The 18,266-nt window shown below is 59.8% G+C and carries 20 protein-coding genes; 7 read left to right on the top strand and 13 right to left on the bottom strand.

Translation table 11 applies throughout. The features are described 5' to 3' along the window. Positions 1 to 40: 40 nt before the first annotated feature. Positions 41 to 1,822, bottom strand: coding sequence for a methyl-accepting chemotaxis protein (locus tag HPDFL43_RS08175; RefSeq protein ID WP_007196834.1), 1,782 nt, complete (start codon positions 1,820 to 1,822; stop codon positions 41 to 43). A 439-nt stretch (positions 1,823 to 2,261) separates the two neighbouring features. Here HPDFL43_RS08175 and HPDFL43_RS08180 point away from each other — a divergent pair, with 439 nt between their 5' ends. Further along, entirely contained in the window at positions 2,262 to 3,134 is an 873-nt protein-coding gene (locus tag HPDFL43_RS08180) for a MerR family transcriptional regulator (protein ID WP_425348857.1), read from the top strand. Between the two features lie 74 nt (positions 3,135 to 3,208). On the opposite strand, the gene HPDFL43_RS08185 is transcribed toward HPDFL43_RS08180, so the two are convergent. Continuing rightward, positions 3,209 to 5,089: an ABC-F family ATP-binding cassette domain-containing protein gene (locus HPDFL43_RS08185; protein WP_007196837.1), complete on the bottom strand. Its 1,881-nt coding sequence runs from the start codon at positions 5,087 to 5,089 to the stop codon at positions 3,209 to 3,211. A 104-nt stretch (positions 5,090 to 5,193) separates the two neighbouring features. On the opposite strand from HPDFL43_RS08185, the gene HPDFL43_RS08190 reads away from it, so the two are divergent. From HPDFL43_RS08190 to HPDFL43_RS08200, 3 genes are all read left to right on the top strand, one after another. Continuing rightward, complete coding sequence (locus HPDFL43_RS08190) at positions 5,194 to 5,391, top strand: type II toxin-antitoxin system VapB family antitoxin (RefSeq protein WP_007196838.1); 198 nt, start codon at positions 5,194 to 5,196, stop codon at positions 5,389 to 5,391. Next, positions 5,388 to 5,789: a type II toxin-antitoxin system VapC family toxin gene (gene vapC, locus HPDFL43_RS08195; RefSeq protein ID WP_007196839.1), complete on the top strand. Its 402-nt coding sequence runs from the start codon at positions 5,388 to 5,390 to the stop codon at positions 5,787 to 5,789. The genes HPDFL43_RS08190 and vapC overlap by 4 nt, the downstream gene beginning before the upstream one ends. 69 nt (positions 5,790 to 5,858) lie before the next feature. Continuing rightward, positions 5,859 to 6,551: a glutathione S-transferase family protein gene (locus tag HPDFL43_RS08200; protein ID WP_007196840.1), complete on the top strand. Its 693-nt coding sequence runs from the start codon at positions 5,859 to 5,861 to the stop codon at positions 6,549 to 6,551. 18 nt (positions 6,552 to 6,569) lie between these two features. On the opposite strand, the gene HPDFL43_RS08205 is transcribed toward HPDFL43_RS08200, so the two are convergent. Together HPDFL43_RS08205 and HPDFL43_RS08210 are read right to left on the bottom strand one after the other, a co-directional pair. Next, positions 6,570 to 7,181 (bottom strand): hypothetical protein, encoded by a 612-nt coding sequence (locus HPDFL43_RS08205; RefSeq protein WP_007196841.1) that lies wholly within the window; start codon positions 7,179 to 7,181, stop codon positions 6,570 to 6,572. A 42-nt stretch (positions 7,182 to 7,223) separates the two neighbouring features. Continuing rightward, the gene (locus HPDFL43_RS08210; RefSeq protein ID WP_169743240.1) at positions 7,224 to 8,054 is read right to left on the bottom strand and encodes a glutathione S-transferase C-terminal domain-containing protein; all 831 of its coding nucleotides are present in this window, start codon (positions 8,052 to 8,054) and stop codon (positions 7,224 to 7,226) included. A gap of 255 nt (positions 8,055 to 8,309) precedes the next feature. On the opposite strand from HPDFL43_RS08210, the gene HPDFL43_RS08215 reads away from it, so the two are divergent. Next, positions 8,310 to 9,227, top strand: coding sequence for a LysR family transcriptional regulator (locus HPDFL43_RS08215; RefSeq protein WP_084594599.1), 918 nt, complete (start codon positions 8,310 to 8,312; stop codon positions 9,225 to 9,227). Positions 9,228 to 9,338: 111 nt separating this feature from the next. Beyond that, complete coding sequence (gene ndk, locus HPDFL43_RS08220; RefSeq protein WP_007196844.1) at positions 9,339 to 9,761, top strand: nucleoside-diphosphate kinase; 423 nt, start codon at positions 9,339 to 9,341, stop codon at positions 9,759 to 9,761. 96 nt (positions 9,762 to 9,857) lie between these two features. Here the strand turns inward: ndk and HPDFL43_RS21360 are convergent, their stop codons facing one another. The 7 genes from HPDFL43_RS21360 to HPDFL43_RS08255 all read right to left on the bottom strand — a co-directional run bounded on the left by HPDFL43_RS21360 (position 9,858) and on the right by HPDFL43_RS08255 (position 16,206). Beyond that, complete coding sequence (locus HPDFL43_RS21360) at positions 9,858 to 10,673, bottom strand: DUF4344 domain-containing metallopeptidase (protein WP_007196845.1); 816 nt, start codon at positions 10,671 to 10,673, stop codon at positions 9,858 to 9,860. Positions 10,674 to 10,677: 4 nt separating this feature from the next. Beyond that, entirely contained in the window at positions 10,678 to 11,181 is a 504-nt protein-coding gene (locus HPDFL43_RS08230) for a molybdenum cofactor biosynthesis protein MoaE (protein WP_052093177.1), read from the bottom strand. 1 nt (position 11,182) lies between these two features. Next, complete coding sequence (gene moaD / locus HPDFL43_RS08235) at positions 11,183 to 11,440, bottom strand: molybdopterin converting factor subunit 1 (protein WP_007196847.1); 258 nt, start codon at positions 11,438 to 11,440, stop codon at positions 11,183 to 11,185. Then, complete coding sequence (pgsA, locus tag HPDFL43_RS08240) at positions 11,437 to 12,021, bottom strand: CDP-diacylglycerol--glycerol-3-phosphate 3-phosphatidyltransferase (RefSeq protein ID WP_007196848.1); 585 nt, start codon at positions 12,019 to 12,021, stop codon at positions 11,437 to 11,439. Before pgsA ends, moaD begins: the two co-directional genes overlap by 4 nt. 117 nt (positions 12,022 to 12,138) lie before the next feature. Continuing rightward, entirely contained in the window at positions 12,139 to 14,244 is a 2,106-nt protein-coding gene (gene uvrC, locus HPDFL43_RS08245) for an excinuclease ABC subunit UvrC (protein ID WP_007196849.1), read from the bottom strand. Between the two features lie 115 nt (positions 14,245 to 14,359). Continuing rightward, positions 14,360 to 15,124, bottom strand: coding sequence for an SDR family oxidoreductase (locus HPDFL43_RS08250; RefSeq protein ID WP_007196850.1), 765 nt, complete (start codon positions 15,122 to 15,124; stop codon positions 14,360 to 14,362). Positions 15,125 to 15,267: 143 nt separating this feature from the next. Continuing rightward, on the bottom strand, positions 15,268 to 16,206 hold the full coding sequence (locus HPDFL43_RS08255) for a calcium/sodium antiporter (protein ID WP_007196851.1): 939 nt from the start codon (positions 16,204 to 16,206) through the stop codon (positions 15,268 to 15,270). Positions 16,207 to 16,496: 290 nt separating this feature from the next. On the opposite strand from HPDFL43_RS08255, the gene HPDFL43_RS08265 reads away from it, so the two are divergent. Beyond that, positions 16,497 to 17,135 (top strand): outer membrane protein, encoded by a 639-nt coding sequence (locus HPDFL43_RS08265; RefSeq protein ID WP_007196852.1) that lies wholly within the window; start codon positions 16,497 to 16,499, stop codon positions 17,133 to 17,135. Positions 17,136 to 17,262: 127 nt separating this feature from the next. Here HPDFL43_RS08265 and HPDFL43_RS08270 read toward each other — a convergent pair whose 3' ends face one another. Together HPDFL43_RS08270 and HPDFL43_RS08275 are read right to left on the bottom strand one after the other, a co-directional pair. Next, the gene (locus tag HPDFL43_RS08270; protein ID WP_007196853.1) at positions 17,263 to 17,649 is read right to left on the bottom strand and encodes a diacylglycerol kinase; all 387 of its coding nucleotides are present in this window, start codon (positions 17,647 to 17,649) and stop codon (positions 17,263 to 17,265) included. After that, positions 17,646 to 18,242 carry a glutathione S-transferase gene (locus HPDFL43_RS08275; RefSeq protein ID WP_007196854.1) on the bottom strand — a complete coding sequence of 199 codons (597 nt, stop codon included), beginning with the start codon at positions 18,240 to 18,242 and terminating at the stop codon, positions 17,646 to 17,648. The genes HPDFL43_RS08270 and HPDFL43_RS08275 overlap by 4 nt, the downstream gene beginning before the upstream one ends. Between the last annotated feature and the right edge of the window lie 24 nt (positions 18,243 to 18,266).

Genomic DNA, 18,266 nt, shown 5'->3' on the forward strand with positions numbered 1-18,266 from the left:
GATCCAAACCGGAAATGTTCATCCCGGTCTTTCGCGATTGTCAGAAGTCTTCCCACTGATCCATATCGACAGCGGCATTGCCATGGGCGACTGGCCGTTGCGACGAAGCGGGCTTGGTCGCGCTTGATGTGGCATTGCTGGTGGCCAATCGCGGACCGCTGGCTTTGCTACCCTGCTGATGTTCGCCGGTCTTGAAATGGCTGAGCAGTTCGAACAACGACGCGGCTTCCTGGGCCAGGCTGTGGCTTGCGGCCGTTGATTCCTCGACCATCGCCGCATTCTGCTGCGTGCCCTGATCGATCGTGTTGACCGCGGTGTTGATCTCGGCAAGGCCTGTGGCCTGCTCGCGCGAACCGATGACGATAGCCTGGACATTGGTGCTGATCTGCTGGACCTGCTCGACAATGGCAGTGAGAGATTCACCGGTTTCGTCGACCAGCGAGACGCCGGATTTGACCTGTTCGCCCGATTGGGTGATCAGCACCTTGATTTCCTTTGCAGCCGTTGCGGTGCGCTGTGCAAGTTCACGCACCTCCTGGGCCACGACTGCGAAACCCCGGCCTGCCTCGCCTGCGCGGGCAGCTTCAACACCGGCGTTGAGCGCAAGAAGGTTGGTCTGGAATGCGATGTCGTCGATCACATTGATGATGTTGGTGATGGCGTGGGACGATTTCTCGATTTCGGCCATGGCGGACACCGCCCTGGTGACAACCTGACCTGACTTTTCGGCATCCTCCCGGGTCTTGTTGACCAGGGAGCCCGCTTCATCGGCGCGATTGCTCGATTCCGCCACTGTTTTGGTGACCTGTTCGAGCGCTGCCGCGGTCTCTTCAACCGATGCGGCCTGGCTTTCTGTCCGCTTGCTCAATTCATTGGCCGCAGACCGGATTTCCGCGGAGCCGGATGTGATTGCTTCCGCGTTCTGCGCGACGGACTGCATGGTCGCCCGCAGCCGTGTCTTGGCCTTGTTGAAATTGGTCCGCAGCGGTTCGAGCGCTGCGATGTAGGGCTCGGAAATCTCGGTGATGAGGTCACCCTCGGCCAGCTGTTCCAGCCCATTGGAAAGCGACGACACGTTGCGGACGCGTTCGGTGATGTCGGTCGCGTATTTGACCACCTTGAAGACCTTGCCGTCAGCATCCAGGATGGGATTGTAGGTGGCCTGGATATGGATGATCTTGCCGCCTTTTCCGACGCGCATGAACTCATCCGAGAAAAACTCTCCACTTTCAAGACGGTTCCAGAAGGTGGCGTAATCCGCCCCCTTGGCATAGTCCGCATCACAGAAAATGCTGTGATGCTTGCCGACAATCTCTTCGAGGCTGTAGCCGACCGCGCCGAGAAAGTTCTCGTTGGCGTTGAGGATGGTGCCATCGGGTTTGAATTCGATCATCGCCTGTGAGCGCGAGATAGCCGCGATCTTTCCCGAATCTTCTGCCGACTTGAGCTTGGCCTCCGTGATGTCGGTCGCAAACTTCACCACCTTGTAGGGTTTTCCGTTCCGCGAGATCGGATTGTAACTGGCCTCGATCCAGATTTCCTGGCCGCCCTTGCCGAAACGCTTGTACTGCGCACGGTCGAAAGTGCCTTGGCCAAGCCGCTTCCAGAATTCGGCATAGTCAGCAGAGGCTGCTTCGGTGGGATCAACAAAGATCCGGTGATGCTTGCCTTTGATTTCAGAGAGCTCATAGCCCACAGCCTGGCAGAACAGATCATTGGCGGTCAGAATATTGCCCTTGAGGTCAAATTCGATGATTGCCATAGATCTTCCGAGTGCCGCGATGACATTCTCTGCATCATTGTTGAGAAGGTTGCCGATCATAAAAGTCTCCTCTCAAGGGGCAGTCCAGAACCAGTTCGTATCGGAGATTTGCGAAATCTCATGCATAAATAGGATCTGATCTGTTCCTTGCCTTGCTGCGTTCAGGGTTCACTATTTCGTGGTCAATATTGGCATTGTGGTGTTTAAAATCGCTTAATAACTCAAGTTTCCATATAATTTATCTTGGTCTGTGCAAATATATACAAAGACTATATTTTAATATAAAAGTGGCAAATAAATGTATGCATAAAGCATAAATCGGCAAAAGTGGTGTCGTTTTGAGACATCATCACTCTGGCGTGCAGCAAAGATTTTTGTTATTTTCTCTTAGTCATTTGTCGTAGGCGAGTGTCACCGGCCGCGTTTGAGGAGCCGGTGCAGGACGCATGTGCGGATGCAAGACAGGATTTGCGGCTGAGGGAGCGGCGACATTTTCAGGATTGAAGAGGTTATCCGCATAACAGGGATTTCCAAGCAGCAACTCCATGCTTGGGAACGCCGTTTTGGCGCTATTTCGTCCGGGCGTACGGAATCAAATCGGCGGCTCTTTTCGGATGCGGATCTCGCGCGCCTTGTGTTGCTCAAGCAATGCATCGACGCGGGTCATCGCATAGGGTCCATTTTCGAAAAGAGCGATGACGAGTTGAACAGGCTTCTTGAACGCTCGGGCGGGGGCAAGACCAGGTTCTCCGATATTCTGGACCGGATACAGATGTTGGACAATGACGCGGTTGATCAGATCCTGGTTGAGCGCTTCCTGCTTCTCGGTCCGTCGGCTTTTGCTGTTGAATATGTCGCCCCATTGATGAAAATTGTTGGTGATCGTTGGGAAAGGGGAGACCTCTCGGTCGGCTCCGAACACCTGATTTCGGCAGCAGTTCGATCGCTACTCGGTTCGGCATTAAAGCTCGGGCGGGGACGTGAAGCTGCCCTGACTGCCGTGTTCTGCACGCCGGAAGGAGATATTCACGAACTCGGGACACTGATCGCCGCACTGCTGGCGCAGGAATCCGGCGTGGAAATCCACTATTTCGGCGCGCAGCTGCCTGTCATGGAAATCAGCAAGGTCGTCAGAAAGCTGGGTGCAAATGCGGTTTGTCTGGGCAGCACATGGCTAAGCGGCCCCGACCTTGTCAATTGGGTTGGTGATTTGCGCGCGATACTCCCCCGGAGCGTGGAGCTGTGGGTCGGCGGCGCCGGGTTCGCAGCCATACGCGCCGAACTGCCGGCCAAAACGCGTCTGTTTTACAGCCTTGAGGATCTTGAAGCGTTTTTGCAGGGGCAGGTGGCTGTTCCAAGGGCCGCCCAGTAACAGCTGGTCTGTCTGGCGTAAGTTTCCTGCGCTCCTGCGGCGCATCAACCTCGACCGGGTGAAAGCCCGCGGGGTTATTCCGCCGCTTCGCTCTCTTCCACCTGGCTGGTCAGCTCCAGCCATTGCTCTTCGGCGGTCTGAAGTTCGGCAGCCCGTTCGGCGCGCTGTTTGGATTTCTGCGCGATCTTGTAGGGGGCGTCGGCAAACTGCTCGGGGTTTGAAAGCTCCGCATCAAGCGACTCAACCTGTTTGGTCAGCCGTGCCACCATCGCTTCGAGGTCGCTGATCTTCTTCTTCAGGGGCGCGAGGCTGGCGCGTTGCTCGGCGGCCTGCTTGCGCTTCTCCGCCTTTGAGCCGCCATCGCCCGAACCGCCCTTTTTGCCCCTGCTTGAGGCGCCCACCACTTCCTGGCGGTAATCCTCCAGATCCCCGTCAAATGAACTGACCGTGCCATCGCGCACGATCCACAACCGGTCGACGGTGGCCTCGATCAAATGCCGGTCGTGGCTGATCAGGATCACCGCGCCCGGGAAATCATTGAGCGCACGGATCAGTGCCGCGCGGCTGTCGATGTCGAGATGGTTGGTCGGCTCATCGAGAATGATCAGGTTCGGCGCGTCAAACGTGGCCAGACCCATCAGCAGCCGGGCTTTCTCGCCGCCCGAGAGATCCTTGGCGGGGGTGTTCATCTTTTCAGCCGTAAGCCCCATCTGAGCCACCCGGGCGCGCACCCGCGCCTCCTGGGCATCGGGCATCAGTGCGCGCACATGCGCCACGGCGGACTCATTGGGTCTCAGATCATCCATCTGGTGTTGGGCGAAGAAGCCGGTCTTGAGCTGTGGTGCCAGCCGCAGCCTGCCGTCCTCGGCCTCGAGCCGGCCGGCGATGAATTTCGCAAATGTCGATTTGCCGTTGCCGTTTGAACCCAGCAGCGCAATCCGGTCATCGGCATCAATCCGCAGATCAAGCCGTGACAGAACGGGTGCGCCCGGTGTGTAGCCGACCGCGCCGTCTTCGATGGCAATGATCGGAGAAGCGACGCCGCGGTCGGGCCGCGGAAAGGAGAAGCCGCGGACATTGGTCTCGATAACCGCGTCCACGGTTCCCATTTTCTCAAGCGCCTTGAGCCGGGACTGCGCCTGCCGCGCTTTTGAGGCCTTGGCGCGGAAGCGTTCGACGAAGGCTTCCATGTGCTTGCGCGCTGCCAGGCTCTTCTCGCGCACTTTCATCTGGTGCTCGTCACGCTCGGCCTTCTGCCGCTCGAACTGGTCGAACCCGCCGCGGTAGAAGGTCAGCTTCTTCTGATCGAGATGCACGATGGCATTTGCCGCGGTGTTCAACAGATCGCGGTCATGGCTGATGATCAGCACCGTGTGCGGGTAGCGGCGGATGTAATCCTCCAGCCACAAGGTGCCTTCAAGGTCGAGATAGTTGGTCGGCTCGTCAAGCAGCAGCAGATCCGGTTCGGCAAACAGCACCGAGGCCAGCGCCACACGCATCCGCCAGCCGCCCGAAAAGCTCGAGGCGGGGCGCAGCTGTGCGTCCTGGTCGAAGCCCAGGCCCGCAAGGATCGAGGAAGCACGGGCTTCGGCGGAGTGGGCGTCGATGTCGACCAGCCGGGTCTGGATCTCGGCGATCCGGTTCGGGTCGGTCGCAGTCTCGGCTTCCTTCATCAGCTTCGTCCGCTCGAGATCGGCGCGAAGCACGATCTCGACCAGCGCGGTCTCTTCCGAAGGCGCTTCCTGCGCCACCTGTCCCATCCGGGTGTTCTTCGGGATAGAGACATGGCCGGTCTCGCTCGCCATCTCGCCGGTGATGATCTTAAACAGGGTCGACTTGCCCGCGCCATTGGGCCCCACAAGCCCTGCCTTGACGCCAGCGGGCAGCGCCAGCGAGGCATTGTCAATCAGAAGCCGCCCGGCGATGCGGGCCGAAAGGTCGGTAATCGTAAGCATGCCCGCGCTTCTGGCTGGGTTTCATGCAAATGGCAAGGCATAGAATTTGCGCAGATGCACCCAAAGGTGTATAATTGTCATCTTTATACACATCGGATGTCCGAATGCGCACCAATATCGAGATCGATGACGAGCTGGTCACTGAACTGATGAAGCTGACTGGCCGCAAGACCAAGCGTCAGGTGGTTGATGATGCGTTGCGCGATCATTTGCGCCGACGCCGTGCCGCGCAGGCCATCCTGGATTTGCAGGGCACAGTCGAATGGGAAGAAGATCCCGGCAGTCTGCGGTCTGACAGGTGATCCTTGTCGACACCTCTGTGTGGGTCGATTTCTTTGTTGGCCGGCAATCAGTTCATGTGGATTGCCTAAAGCATGCGGCCAGTTCCGGACAGGTGCTGATCGGAGACCTGATCCTGGTTGAGTTGCTGCAAGGCCCAAAGCATCAGCGTGATATCCTGCGGATTGAGCAGGCCCTCTCGCAATTGCCGGTCGAAACGCTTTGCGGTCCCGCTGTCGCGCCAAGAGCTGCCGCCAATTACCGCCAACTGCGCCGGTCAGGATTTACGCCACGGGGAACGGTGGATGTGGTTATTGCCACCTGGTGTCTCGAGAGTTCCGTGAAGCTGTTGCACAATGATCGCGATTTTGCCGTCATGGAGCGTGAATTGGGGTTGCTCTCGGCAGTTTCGACCGATTAGCGTCGCGATCCTTAATCAGTGCGAAAATCATAATCCTGTTTAGATGTTTCCCAGAAAGCGCGAATTCAAATGACCATCACCCTGTATGAACTTGCCGGCACAGATCTCTCCCGTCCCTTCAGCCCCCATTGCTGGAAGACCGCAATGGCGCTGGCCCACAAGGGGCTCGATTTCGACCGCAAGACGGTGTCTGTTACACAGGTCCCACAAGTCGAGGGCGGTGTCTCCAAGACGGTGCCGGTGATCCGTGATGGCTCAAGAGTGGTCGCCGATAGTTTTCTGATTGCCGATTATCTCGAGGAAACCTATCCCGACCGGCCATCGCTGTTTGGCGGGGAGGGCGGTCAGGCCATGGCCCGTTTCGTCGAATCCTGGTCGCAGTCAACTTTGCACGCCGCCCTTAACGTGATCGCGCTCCAGGAGATCCACGATCGGCTGGCGCCTGAGGATCAGGCCTATTTTATACCGAGCCGCGAAGCCCGTTTGGGCAAGAGCTTTGATGAGGTGGCCGCGCTTCGCGACGCGGAGATCGCGGGCTTTTCGGCCAAGTTGACGCCATTGCGGGTGATGCTCAAGTCGCAGCCCTGGATTGGCGGGTCATCGCCGCTGTTTGCCGACTATATCGTCTTTGGGGCGCTGCAATGGGTCCGGCTGGTCTCCACCGCACGTTTGCTTGAGGAGGGCGATGCAGTGACCGACTGGTTCGAGCGCTGCCTTGATCTGCATGGCGGGTTGGGCCGCTCTGCGCCTGCGGCGGGCTAAGCCCTCTAGGTTCAGACCCTAGCCTCCTGCAAAAATGGCCGCAGTGGCTGCGAAAAACATCAGCAATCCCAGCCCCCAGTCGAGGTGGCGCCGGTGCCAGCTGGATGCCAGATGCAGGCAGCCTGACCAGCCGGCGAGCGCCCATATGGCGAGGCCTGCGGCACTGAGCAGTGTGAGGGCGGCAAAAGCGCCGGACAGCGAAACCGACCCGCTGCTGGCGGCGCCGGCCAGAAAAAGCGCCAGCGCCCAGCTTTCTGCGCTTTTGAAGTGGCCCATCGGCAGCAGGGCAGCATTGGGCCTGAAGGCGAGCACTCTCGCCATGTCTGCCTCATCGGCCTGGCCGGGACCGCTGCCTCCTGGCGGTGCCGCGACATAGCGCCCAAGGCCCGACAAGGCCAGCAGCAGCGCCGCGATGATCATTGTTGTGCTGCTCACCCAGGGCGCAAACAGGTGAAGGGCACCAAAGGCCAGCGCAAACAGCATCACCTCGCCGCCGATGCTGGCAACCATACCGTCGACCACCGGACGCAGCGACCTTGCGGCGCCCGCAGCCAGCATGGCGCGGTTCTGGGTGCCAAACCCGAGAGCCACGACGGCAATCACTCCTGAAGTAACGATGGCTTCAGACATGGGCTGATCCTAACCTAAAATGAGACTCTGCCAAAGGTTCTTTCATGACATCCACTCCAGTGGAGCCTTCTGGGAAAAAGCGAGGCGTGACGCATCCGGAGTCCAGTCCAGTTCGGGCGCTTCCGCAACAATGCCATGTGGATTGGTGTCGCCGTCATTGAGGTAATAGCCCTCCTGTATGACCCGCATATTGACCGTTTCGCGCACTCCCGGCATCGACATGATGTCGCGTGCGTAGGCCCACAGCGCTGTATGATCACACAGGCGCTTGCGGATGCAGCGGAAAAACGGCCCGTAAACCGTATCGAACCGCACCAGAATGCAGAACAGCCGGATATCGCAGACCGACAGCGTGGGGCCGAGCAGGAAGCGCTGCGCGCTCAATCGGGTTTCAAGTTCCGCAAGTGTGGCAAAGACGGTCCCGACCGATTGGTCATAGTCTGCCTGCCTTCTGGCCAGTCCGGCCCGGTAGATCGGTTCAATCAGATCGCTCTTGAGCAATTCAAGCGTGCTCGTCATGCCGTCTTGAAACCTCTCCGGATGCAACCGGGATGCCGGCTGACCGGGCTGATTGTCGAGCCAGTGCAGAACATCCGATGAATCAGCCAGGGCCAGGCGTTGGCTGAACCTGTCCCAAAGGACGGGGACAGTCACCCTTCCGGAATAGTGCGGATTGGTGGCCGTGTAGAGCTGATGCACATGGCGAAAGACCGGGTCTTCGTACGTCTGGCCGTTGAGCGGGCCTTCGGGCAGGAGCCCGTAGCCTTCGATGCGCGGCCCACCCGCGATATGAAGCGGAACGGTTTCCTGCAAGCCCAGTATGGCGCGTGCAACAAGAGTGGCGTGGGACCATGGGCAGCTCAGGGAGGCCACAAGAACATGTCTGCCGGGTTCAAAACCATGGTCATCATTGGTGCCGAATGATGACCAGTACGGACGTGATCCGGCATTAACACCGGCTGGCAGTTTTTGTGCCGCATCTTGCCATTTTCCGTTGATCAATAAGCCCATTGCGATACCTGATTGATTTCGTGTGTCAAAACCAGCGTTAGAGTAGGGTCTTGAATATCAAAAAACTCTCCAGTTGACTGGTTCAAAAAACAGCAAAAGTGGTCTAATAGAGAGACCATGTTGCCAGGCTTTGTACATTTGCGCGCGCTCGCCGCTGTCATGGAAGAAGGCGGCGTTCGCGCCGCATCAAAGCGGCTGGGCATTTCACACTCCGCCATCAGCCGTTCCTTGAGCGAGATTGAAGCGACGACCGGTGTTGCGATGATCCAGCGCCAGACGCAGGGAAGAAAGCTCGAATTGACGCCCGAGGGGCGGGTCCTGGGCAAGGCTACCATAGCCGCGATCTCGGGGCTTGAGGCCGCGGTGAGTGACATATCCAGTCCGCAGAGCCGCAACGGCGTGGTCATTGCCACCACCGCATCCTTTGCCGCCCGTTGGTTGTTTCCGCGCATGAATGAAGCGAAGGGGATGCTTGATGGCCTTGATGTGTCGGTCAAAGTCAGCCGGGAAGTGGCGCCGCCTCAGTCCCAGGGCGCTGACCTGGTGGTTCGAATGGGCAATGGACCCTGGTCTGAAAGCCGTGCCACCGCCCTGTGCAACGACTGGCTGCTGCCGGTGGCAAGCCCCGGTTATCTGCGGTCGATCGGGCCGGTGCGCATGATTACGGAAATGCGGTTGCTGCATGATCGCGATCCATGCGCCCAGTGGCGCCAATGGGTTGGTCTTCATGGTCCGGCGGACGCCGATTGCGAGCAAGGTCCGCGCTACAATTCAGGAGACATTCTTTTGCGGGCGGCGGAATGCGGGGAAGGGGTGGCTCTGGCGCGGCTTTCCCAGACGCGCGACAGTTTGACTGCCGGCCTGCTTGTCGCTCCATTTGGCGACAAGTCGATCAGCTTGCCGGATTCGATATGGCTGATTGAAAATCCGGCAACCGCGCGGCGCAGGCCAGTTGAGCGTGTGGCGCAATGGCTGCGCAAAACGCTTGCGGACGAAGAGGGATGGCCCGATACGCGCATCGCCTCTTGCGGATGACAGGGCATGCGGCTATTTAGGCCGCAACTCCGGGCCGGAACCGCTTCTGCCCGGATTTTTGCACCCGATTTCTCCCGCTTGTTTGCGGGTAACCGCTAAAGGAACAAGACCATGGCGATTGAACGCACATTTTCGATGATCAAGCCCGATGCCACCAAGCGCAACCTGACTGGCGCCATCACCAAGGTATTCGAAGACAACGGCCTGCGCATCGTCGCCTCCAAGCGCGTCTGGATGAGCAAGCGCGAAGCCGAGGGCTTCTATGCTGTCCACAAGGAACGTCCTTTCTTCGGCGAACTGGTTGAAGGCATGACCTCCGGCCCGACCATCGTTCAGGTTCTCGAAGGCGAAAACGCGATCCTCAAGAACCGCGAAATCATGGGCGCCACCAACCCTGCCGACGCTGCTGAAGGCACCATCCGCAAGACCTACGCGCTGTCGATCGGCGAGAATTCGGTGCACGGTTCGGACGCTCCCGAAACCGCAGCCCAGGAAATCTCCTACTGGTTCTCCGGCACCGAAATCGTCGGCTGAGACCTTCTGCACATCGATTGAATGCGAAACGGCTCCCGAGAGGGGGCCGTTTCTGTTTTGAGTGTCGCCAACTGCCAGACGATCGTCAGCCGACGACTACCGGTCCAGCGTTTCCGCCACCACGAGCAACTCGTCCACCATCTCATAACACATGGTGATCTTGACATCCTGGGGATCGTAGAAGGCGTTGACCTCGCCGCATTCAGCGGCTTCCAGCATCACCGGATTGGGCCAGTTGTAGTGGGTGTCGATCCATTCCGCGATGTCGGCGAGAACGCCGCTGTCTTCGAGGCCGATGCGCAGATCGTCGAAATCATCGCTCGGCTTCAGCTCGACCGAAACCATGCCCTGGGGTTTGTCGCTGTCGCGCAGGGCGTCTTCAAGCAGAACGTCCCACGAATCGAGCGCCAGTTCAGCATCATATTCGCAAGTCTCCAGACGCTCATCGGGAATGGCGCGCTTTCGGGCCTCCTCGGCATAGCTGTCCGGGTCGTACCCATGGGCAATGCAAAGGATCCGGTAAGCCCGCTGAATGTCGAGATCGTGCTCGCCGTAATAGGCGTGCTCACCGCCATCCGCCTTGAAGATCCGGTCAAATGCAAACCACATCGCTGCGGAATCGAGCAGGATTGGAGCAGGATCATCATAGGTTTCAAGCACCATCAGCGTGGCGAAAGCATCGACCGCATCTTCTTCCTGGCCAATCACCGGGAGTGCGAACTGGTCAATCAACGCATGCCCGATCTCGTGATGCAGAATCAGGATGATGTTGCTCAGCGCGATGTCGAAATCGGTTGCCGGGCCTGCCTGCTCGGATTCGGTTTGGGCCAGTCCGGGCTGCAACGGCACCGCTGTGCCAACGCACAAGGCCAAGCCGAAGGCTGCGGATCGCATCGTTGTCAGCACCGGCATCTCGTCACCTCTTGTCCCAGCGCGCCTTGGCCCGGTCATCGGAATCCTTGGCCGAAACCCATTCGCCCGCGCCGCCGCCTTTGCGATGTTCCTTCTTCCAGAACGGTGCCTCGGTCTTGAGGTAGTCCATCAGGAAGGACGCGCCGTCAAAGGCTGCCTGCCGGTGCGGTGCTGTGGCGACCACCAGCACGATGTTGCAGCCCGGCGCGATTTTGCCATAGCGGTGGATCGCGGTAATGCCTGTCAGAGCGAAGCGCTTTGCCGCCTCATTGGCGATGGTGCGGATCGCGCGCTCGGCCATGCCGGGATAATGCTCGAGTTCAAGGCTCGACAGCCGCCCGCCTTCATCGCGGCAAAGCCCGGTGAAAGTCGCCACCGCGCCAATATCCGCCCGTCCTTCGGCAAGGGCGGCGATTTCCGAGGCGATGTCAAAGTCTTCAGCCTGAATGCGGACCGTGACAGTTGCCGCCGAATGTTTGTCACTGTCGCCGCGAACGCCGCCGCTCATCTCAGCCACCCGTCATAGGCGGGAACAGTGCTATTTCCCGCGCAGCGCCGATGGCTTCATCATGATCGGCATGTTCCTCGTCGATCGCGGCCCGGATCACTTGCGGAACCGCAAACACCGCTTCGTACTCTTCGCCAAGCGTCGCAAGGTGGGCGATCAGATCGCCCACGGTCTTGACGTTTTCGGGAAGCTCAAGCTCTTCCGATCCCTTGCCGAGGCGTTCGCGCACCCAGGCGAAATAGACAACTCGCATGCTCATTCATCCACCACATGGCGCAGCCCGGCGCGGAAATAGTCGTAACCGGTGTAAATCGTGATGACGGCCGCAACCCACAAAAGCCCGATGCCGATCTGGGTCGTGTAGGGCAGAACCTTGTCGCCCGCGGGGCCCGCAAGCAGAAAGCCGAGTGCGACCATCTGCAATGCGGTTTTCCACTTGGCGATCCATGTCACCGGGACCGAAACCTTGAGCGCCGCCAAATATTCGCGAAGGCCCGAGACCAGGATTTCACGGCACAGGATGATGATCGCGGCCCAGATCGTCCAGCCGGCAATGGTTCCGTCCGCGGCGACCAGCAACAGGATCGAGGCCACCAACAGCTTGTCGGCTATCGGATCGAGCATGCGGCCGATGTTCGACGTCTGGTCCCAGGCGCGGGCCAGATAGCCGTCCAGGAAGTCCGTGACTGAGGCAATGAAGAAGATTGTCAGCGCCCACCAGCGTGCTGCGTCCGACCCGTGCAGCCGGCCTTCGATGAAGAAGCACAGCACAATCAGGGGGACCGCCAGGATACGGCCATAGGTGAGCAGATTCGGGATATTGAGTGCTGGCGATGCCATGGGATGCCCCGTTGGAGAATGTGCTGCAAGATGCGCGGGAGCGGCCTGTCAGGTCAACCGCCAACAAGCCGGTTCGCGGCGGTTTATCGCAGATAATGGGCGAAATTCAGCGGGCATTCACCGCTTGTCTTCGTGGAAATGATTGTAGATCAGTTCCGCCACGGCCTCAGAGATCCCCTCGACCTTGATCAGGTCATCGACACCGGCGCGCGAGACCGCCTTCGCCGTGCCGAAATGGTGCAGCAGTGCCCGCTTGCGCGACGGGCCGATCCCGCCGATTTCGTCGAGCGGGTTCTTGATCATCTCCTTCTTGCGCCGCGCCCGGTGGGTGCCTATGGCAAACCGGTGCGCCTCGTCACGCAGGCGCTGAACGAAGTACAGCACCGGATCGCGCGGCGGCAGCGTGAAATCGGGTTTGCCTTCGACAAAGAACCGCTCGCGTCCGGCTTCACGGTCCATGCCCTTGGCCACCCCGATGGCGGTAATCTTGCCGGCGATGCCAAGCTCTTCGAGGATCTTGCGGACCGCGCTCATCTGCCCCTTGCCGCCATCGATCAGCACCAGGTCCGGCCAGGCCGGCATTCCAGCCTGGGCCGCGGCGTCCGTATCGGCGTCATCCGCGCTGTCGGGCTGGTTCGGGCCTTCCTCGCCATGATCCTTGATCAGCCGCGAGAAGCGGCGCTGCATGACTTCGCGCATCATGCCGAAGTCGTCGCCCGGGGTGATGTCCGTCGATTTGATGTTGAACTTCCGGTACTGGTTTTTCACGAACCCTTCGGGTCCCGCGACGATCATGCCGCCCACCGCATTGGTGCCCATGATGTGGGAGTTGTCATAGACCTCGATGCGCCTGGGCGGCCGGGGCAGGGCGAAGGTTTCGGCCAGTCCTTCGAGAAGCCGTGCCTGGCTTGCGGTCTCGGCCAGATGCCGTCCATGGGCTTCGCGCGCATTGGAGAGAACCTGGTCGACGAGCTCGCGCTTTTCGCCGCGTTGCGGCTCGCTGATTGTGACCTTGCGCTCCATGCGCACCGAAAGTGCTTCCGCCAGCAGCGGCCTGTCCTCAAAATCGTTCGAGACGAGGATCATCCGCGGCGTCGGCTTGTCATCATAGAACTGGCCGATGAAGGCGCCCAGGATCTCGCCCGGCGCCAGCGATGGGTCGGCCTTGGGGAAATAGGCGCGGTTGCCCCAGTTCTGCCCGGTGCGGAAGAAGAACACCTGGATGCAGGCCATGCCCGCATCATGGTGGATGGCAAACACATCGGCCTCTTCAACCGTTTGCGGATTGATGCCCTGGTGGCTCTGCACATGGCTGAGGGCCGAAAGGCGGTCGCGATAGACAGCGGCGCGTTCGAAATCGAGATCCTCGGAGGCGTCCTGCATGGCCCTCGACAGCTGCGCCTTCACCGTTTGGCTGCGGCCCGAGAGAAAATCCTTGGCTTCGCTCACCAGCCGCGCATAGCCCTCGGCATCGATCTCGCCGGTGCACGGGCCGGCACAGCGCTTGATCTGGTAGAGCAGGCAGGGCCTTGTCCGGCTTTCATAAACGCTGTCGGTGCAGGTGCGCAGAAGGAACGCGCGCTGCAACGCATTGATGGTGCGTCCGACCGCACCCGCAGAAGCAAAGGGGCCGAAATAGGACCCTTTTCGCGAGCGTGCACCGCGATGCTTGAAGATCGCGGGCGCCTCGTGGTCTGCTGTCACCAGAATATAGGGAAACGACTTGTCGTCGCGCATCAGCACATTGAAGCGCGGCTTCAGCCGCTTGATGAGGTTTGCTTCAAGCAGCAGCGCCTCGGTCTCGGTGCGGGTGGTGACGAACTCCATGTTCGCCGTCTGCGCGATCATCCGCGTGATCCGGTTGGAGTGCCCGCGGCCCTGCGCGTAATTCGTCACCCGCTTCTTCAGGCTGCGCGCCTTGCCGACATAGAGGACGTCACCGGCCTCGTTGATCATCCGGTAGACACCGGGTTGATTGGGAAGGTGCTTGACGAAAGCCTGAATGACCTCCGCGCCTTTCAGACCAGGCGTGGCGACAGGGCTTTCGTTCCACTCGATGCCCGCGACATTTGCGACATCGGCGGGTGAGGGGGAGGAGGAACCTTCCAAGATCTCGGTAGTCTCGTCCTCATCCGTACCTGTATCATCATACAGAACGCCGCCATCAACCGGGCTTTCGGCCTTGGATGGTTTTCTGGGCGAGGTGGGCGGCGTGCGAGTCATTAAGCGATCTTATCAACGTCCCGTAGCGGCAGGGCAAGGTCTTCAACGCGCGTCGAAGACGGTTCCTGAACATCTGTTCCGTCTCCGCTCAGGCTGCTGACACGGATTGACACATTTATTCCCCAACACCGCTCACATCCGGCGTTTCCCACGCCAGATGCTGGCCGCCGTCGAGCGCGATCATCTGTCCGGTCACCGAGCGCGCCGCATGGAGATAGCGGATGGTGGCGCCGAATTCCGAGAGGTCGGGCCCTCGTTCGAGCGGCACCGCCTCCGCCTGTCGGGCAAAGTCATCGGCCTTCTGGCGCTCGTTTGCGAGCGTCGGACCTGGTCCGATCGCGTTGACCCGGATGCGTGGCGCCAGCGCCTGTGCCATGGTCTGCGTTGCGGTCCAGAGCGCTGATTTTGACAGCGTGTAGGAAAAGAACCGCGGCGTGAGTCTCCAGACCCTTTGATCGATGATGTTGACGATCAGGCCCTCGCGTCCGTCTGGCAGGCCGTTGGCCATGGCCTCCGCAAGGATCGCCGGCGCCTTCAGATGAATCGCGAAATGCCGATCGAACAGATCCTCATCGAAACGGCTCACCTCATCATCCTCGAACACCGAAGCATTGTTGACGATCAGCTCCGGTGAGCCCAGATGCGCTACCACATCGGCGTACAGCTTGCGCACCTGCGCCGTCTCCGACAGGTCTGCGGTGAACACCTCTGCCGTGCCGCCCTGAGTCCGGATGGTGCCGGCCACCGCTTCCGCTTCCGCGCGGCTGGAATTGGCATGAACCGCCACGCTGAAGCCGTGGGCGGCAAGATCAAGCGCAATGGCTTCGCCGATCCGGCGCGCGGCGCCGGTAACAAGTGCAATTTTGTTGGTAGCAGTCATCGATATCCCGGTTTGCAGCCGTCTTCCGGTGAACGGCGCGTTGTCCCGCAATGCCCGGCGTCAGAGCTGACGCGAGACATTGTGAGTTATGGCACACACAATGAGTTTACCTGCGCGGCGGTTTTGGCCGCGCAAGGCAAACATCAAAACACCGAGAGGATATAGGCGGTAAAAACCGCAAGCATAGCGGCGCCACCAAGCTTTTTGATGGGTACGTTCCAATGGGCCAGCGCCACAACCAACAGGCTTGCGGCCAGCATCACCCACATGTCGATGCTGACGATCCGGCTGTCGACATCAAGCGGCAGGATGACGGCGGTGCCGCCGAGAATGAGGCCCATGTTGAAGATGTTGGAGCCAACCACATTGCCGATCGCAACGGCTGCCGATCTGCGCCACGCCGCCATCACCGAGGTGACCAGTTCCGGCAGCGATGTGCCGATGGCCACGATCGTCAGGCCGATCACCGTCTCGCTGGCGCCCAGCATACGTGCGAGATGCGATGCGCCCTCAACGGTCAGCCAGGCGCCGATCGGCAGGCCAATCAAACCGCCGACAATGAACAGCGCTGTCTTCCAGGTTTCCTGGGGAACTTCGGGGACATCATCATGATAGTCATGAACCTCCACCGCGTCTCCGCTGCGTGCGGTCCTGATCTGCCAGCCAAGATAAAGCACGATCATCGAGAGCAAAATCGCTCCGTCGAGCCGGCTCAGGCTGCCAAAAGCCATCATCGCCATCAGCACAACCGTCATGCCGATCATCACCGCGAGCGATTTGCCGATCCCATCCTCACGGCAATTGATGGTCATCAAAAGTGCGGGCGCACCGAGCACCAGCAGCACATTGGCAATGTTGGAACCGACCACATTGCCGATCGCGATTCCGGACACGCCATCAAAAGCGGCCTGCAACGAGACGAACAATTCCGGCGCAGATGTCCCGAATGCCACAATTGTCAGGCCGATGATGAGTGGGTCGATACAGAGTTTCTCTGCGAGCGCAACAGCACCACGAACCAGGTAGTCGCCTGCGAACACAAGGACGACGAGGCCCGCAATCAGGGTCAGGATGCTCAACATACCGGGGAATCAACACTCGCAAGATAGATCGTACCTGATCTCATATAGGTGTGCATGGGTGGTGCGCAATGGAGCCGGGCGGAGCCTGATGCGAATTTGTTGCTGAAAAGCAACAACACACCACGCCATGTTTCCGCCGCTGTGTTTTCACATTCCCGCTGCTGCAACGCCGCATTCGATCTCCATCTTGAGGTTGTTGGGGGCGCCCAAACACATCGTTCCGGCATGCACGGGTCAAAGGCTTGATGCCTCATCCCGCAGGCAGGATCGGAACCAACAAGGAGTAACACATGCGTATTCGTAAACTGGCACTGCTGGCCGCAGCTCTCTCCGTACCGCTCGCCACCCCCGTGCTGGCCGCGGACGCTATCCTCGAGCAACCTCCGGTGCCGCCGGTGGCCGAAACCCTGCCGCAGAGCTTTATCTGGACCGGAGGTTATGTCGGTGGTTATGGCGAGTACAAATGGGGCGAATTCGACGCTCTCGCCGGTGACGACGCCGATGGCTTTGGCGGCGGTGTTTATGGCGGCTACAACTGGCAGTCAGACAACATCGTCTATGGTGTTGAAGGCGATCTGGGCTACTCGGGCGCAGATGCCAGTCTCGGCGGCGTGACCGGGGAGCAGGGCTTCAACGGTTCGCTGCGCGCCCGGCTCGGCTATGACATCAATCCGTTCCTGCTCTATGCCACCGGTGGTCTTGCAGCAACGCGCGCCGAGGTCACAAGTGCTGCGGGTTCTGACACCAACACCCACCTCGGTTGGACCGCCGGCGCGGGCGCGGAAGCTTTCGTGACCGAGAACATCACCACCCGGCTCGAGTACCGCTACACCGACTACGGTTCGGAAACCTACAATCTTGGCGGCACCAATGTGTCGTCAGGCTTTGACGACCACTCGGTTCGCCTCGGTATAGGCATGAAGTTCTGATCATTTCCCCATCCTGATCAGAACTCTCGCCAAGGCCCGGGCAGGAAACTGTCCGGGCCTTTTCCATTGGGCCATAGCCTCGCGCCGGCCAATGCGCAAAAGGACTGTCACGTTTTATGGAAAAGCGTCAGTTGCTGATCCAACCCCAGCTGGCGGCCAGCACGAAAGCCGCCCAGACGCCGTTTGCCAGAAGCAGGCAGAACACAGCAAAAGATCCCAGATCCTTGGCGTGTTTGCCCATTTCCGAATAGCCGGGTGAGACGTGATCGACCATTTCCTCGACAGCCGTGTTCAACGCCTCGATGGACACGGTCAGGAGATAGAGCAGCACCGCGCCGACATAGGCCCATGCCGCCACGCCCTCATAGAGGAACAGCACCATGATGATGACGAAGGCGAGTGTTTCGTGGCGAAACGCGGTCTCGCCCCACAGCCGGCGAACACCGCCGAGCGAATAACGCGCAGCGGCGAACACGTGTCCGATGCCATGCTGTTTTTCGGGCCGTTCATTCACGCTTTGGGCCGCATTTCATCAAGTTCGGGGAAGCTGGTTGCAAACTTCGCGCTCCAGCGCTTGAGCTTTGGCCGGCCACGTTCCCACTGGCCCGGAAACCGCAGGGCTAGGTATCCGGTCAGCGCCGCCAGCGCCAGATGTCCGCCATTGGGCGCCTTGGTCAGCCGCGGCAGGTTCGCCTCAAGATGGTCAAGCGCCCGGACAACCTTTGCCCACTGCTTGTCGATCCACTCCTGGTGAACGATCTCCGCGGGCCGGAACCGGCGTTCATACATGATCGCCAGAAGGCAATCGCAGGTCCCGTCGCAAAGCGCTTCGAACACTTCGACCTCGGTGCGCTTGGCCGCGTTTCGCGGATAAAGCCGCTTTGAACCGCTGCGATCGAGAAATTGCATGATCGCACGGCTGTCATAGACCGACAGGCCGTCATCGGTGACAAGAACGGGAATCTTGCCGAGCGGATTGTTGTCGATGAGCTCGGCAGGCGCGGCGTTGGAGTCGGTCAACACGGCATCTGCGGAAAGACCCGCAAGATGGGCACCCATGCGCACCTTGGCCGAATAGGGGGAGGCGGGTGAGTAGAGAATTTTCATCGGGAGATCTTTCCTGAATTGTGC

Source organism: Hoeflea phototrophica DFL-43 (genome assembly GCF_000154705.2).
Taxonomy (GTDB): domain Bacteria; phylum Pseudomonadota; class Alphaproteobacteria; order Rhizobiales; family Rhizobiaceae; genus Hoeflea; species Hoeflea phototrophica.

Bases quoted from the DNA above. Each gene is read 5' to 3' on its own strand.
- HPDFL43_RS08175 (WP_007196834.1), bottom strand. From the start codon at position 1,822: ATGATCGGCAACCTTCTCAACAATGATGCAGAGAATGTCATCGCGGCA.
- HPDFL43_RS08185 (WP_007196837.1), bottom strand. From the start codon at position 5,089: ATGCTTACGATTACCGACCTTTCGGCCCGCATCGCCGGGCGGCTTCTG.
- HPDFL43_RS08190 (WP_007196838.1), top strand. From the start codon at position 5,194: ATGCGCACCAATATCGAGATCGATGACGAGCTGGTCACTGAACTGATG.
- HPDFL43_RS08200 (WP_007196840.1), top strand. From the start codon at position 5,859: ATGACCATCACCCTGTATGAACTTGCCGGCACAGATCTCTCCCGTCCC.
- HPDFL43_RS08205 (WP_007196841.1), bottom strand. From the start codon at position 7,181: ATGTCTGAAGCCATCGTTACTTCAGGAGTGATTGCCGTCGTGGCTCTC.
- HPDFL43_RS08215 (WP_084594599.1), top strand. From the start codon at position 8,310: ATGTTGCCAGGCTTTGTACATTTGCGCGCGCTCGCCGCTGTCATGGAA.
- ndk (WP_007196844.1), top strand. From the start codon at position 9,339: ATGGCGATTGAACGCACATTTTCGATGATCAAGCCCGATGCCACCAAG.
- HPDFL43_RS21360 (WP_007196845.1), bottom strand. From the start codon at position 10,673: ATGCCGGTGCTGACAACGATGCGATCCGCAGCCTTCGGCTTGGCCTTG.
- HPDFL43_RS08230 (WP_052093177.1), bottom strand. From the start codon at position 11,181: ATGAGCGGCGGCGTTCGCGGCGACAGTGACAAACATTCGGCGGCAACT.
- moaD (WP_007196847.1), bottom strand. From the start codon at position 11,440: ATGAGCATGCGAGTTGTCTATTTCGCCTGGGTGCGCGAACGCCTCGGC.
- pgsA (WP_007196848.1), bottom strand. From the start codon at position 12,021: ATGGCATCGCCAGCACTCAATATCCCGAATCTGCTCACCTATGGCCGT.
- uvrC (WP_007196849.1), bottom strand. From the start codon at position 14,244: ATGACTCGCACGCCGCCCACCTCGCCCAGAAAACCATCCAAGGCCGAA.
- HPDFL43_RS08250 (WP_007196850.1), bottom strand. From the start codon at position 15,124: ATGACTGCTACCAACAAAATTGCACTTGTTACCGGCGCCGCGCGCCGG.
- HPDFL43_RS08255 (WP_007196851.1), bottom strand. From the start codon at position 16,206: ATGTTGAGCATCCTGACCCTGATTGCGGGCCTCGTCGTCCTTGTGTTC.
- HPDFL43_RS08265 (WP_007196852.1), top strand. From the start codon at position 16,497: ATGCGTATTCGTAAACTGGCACTGCTGGCCGCAGCTCTCTCCGTACCG.
- HPDFL43_RS08275 (WP_007196854.1), bottom strand. From the start codon at position 18,242: ATGAAAATTCTCTACTCACCCGCCTCCCCCTATTCGGCCAAGGTGCGC.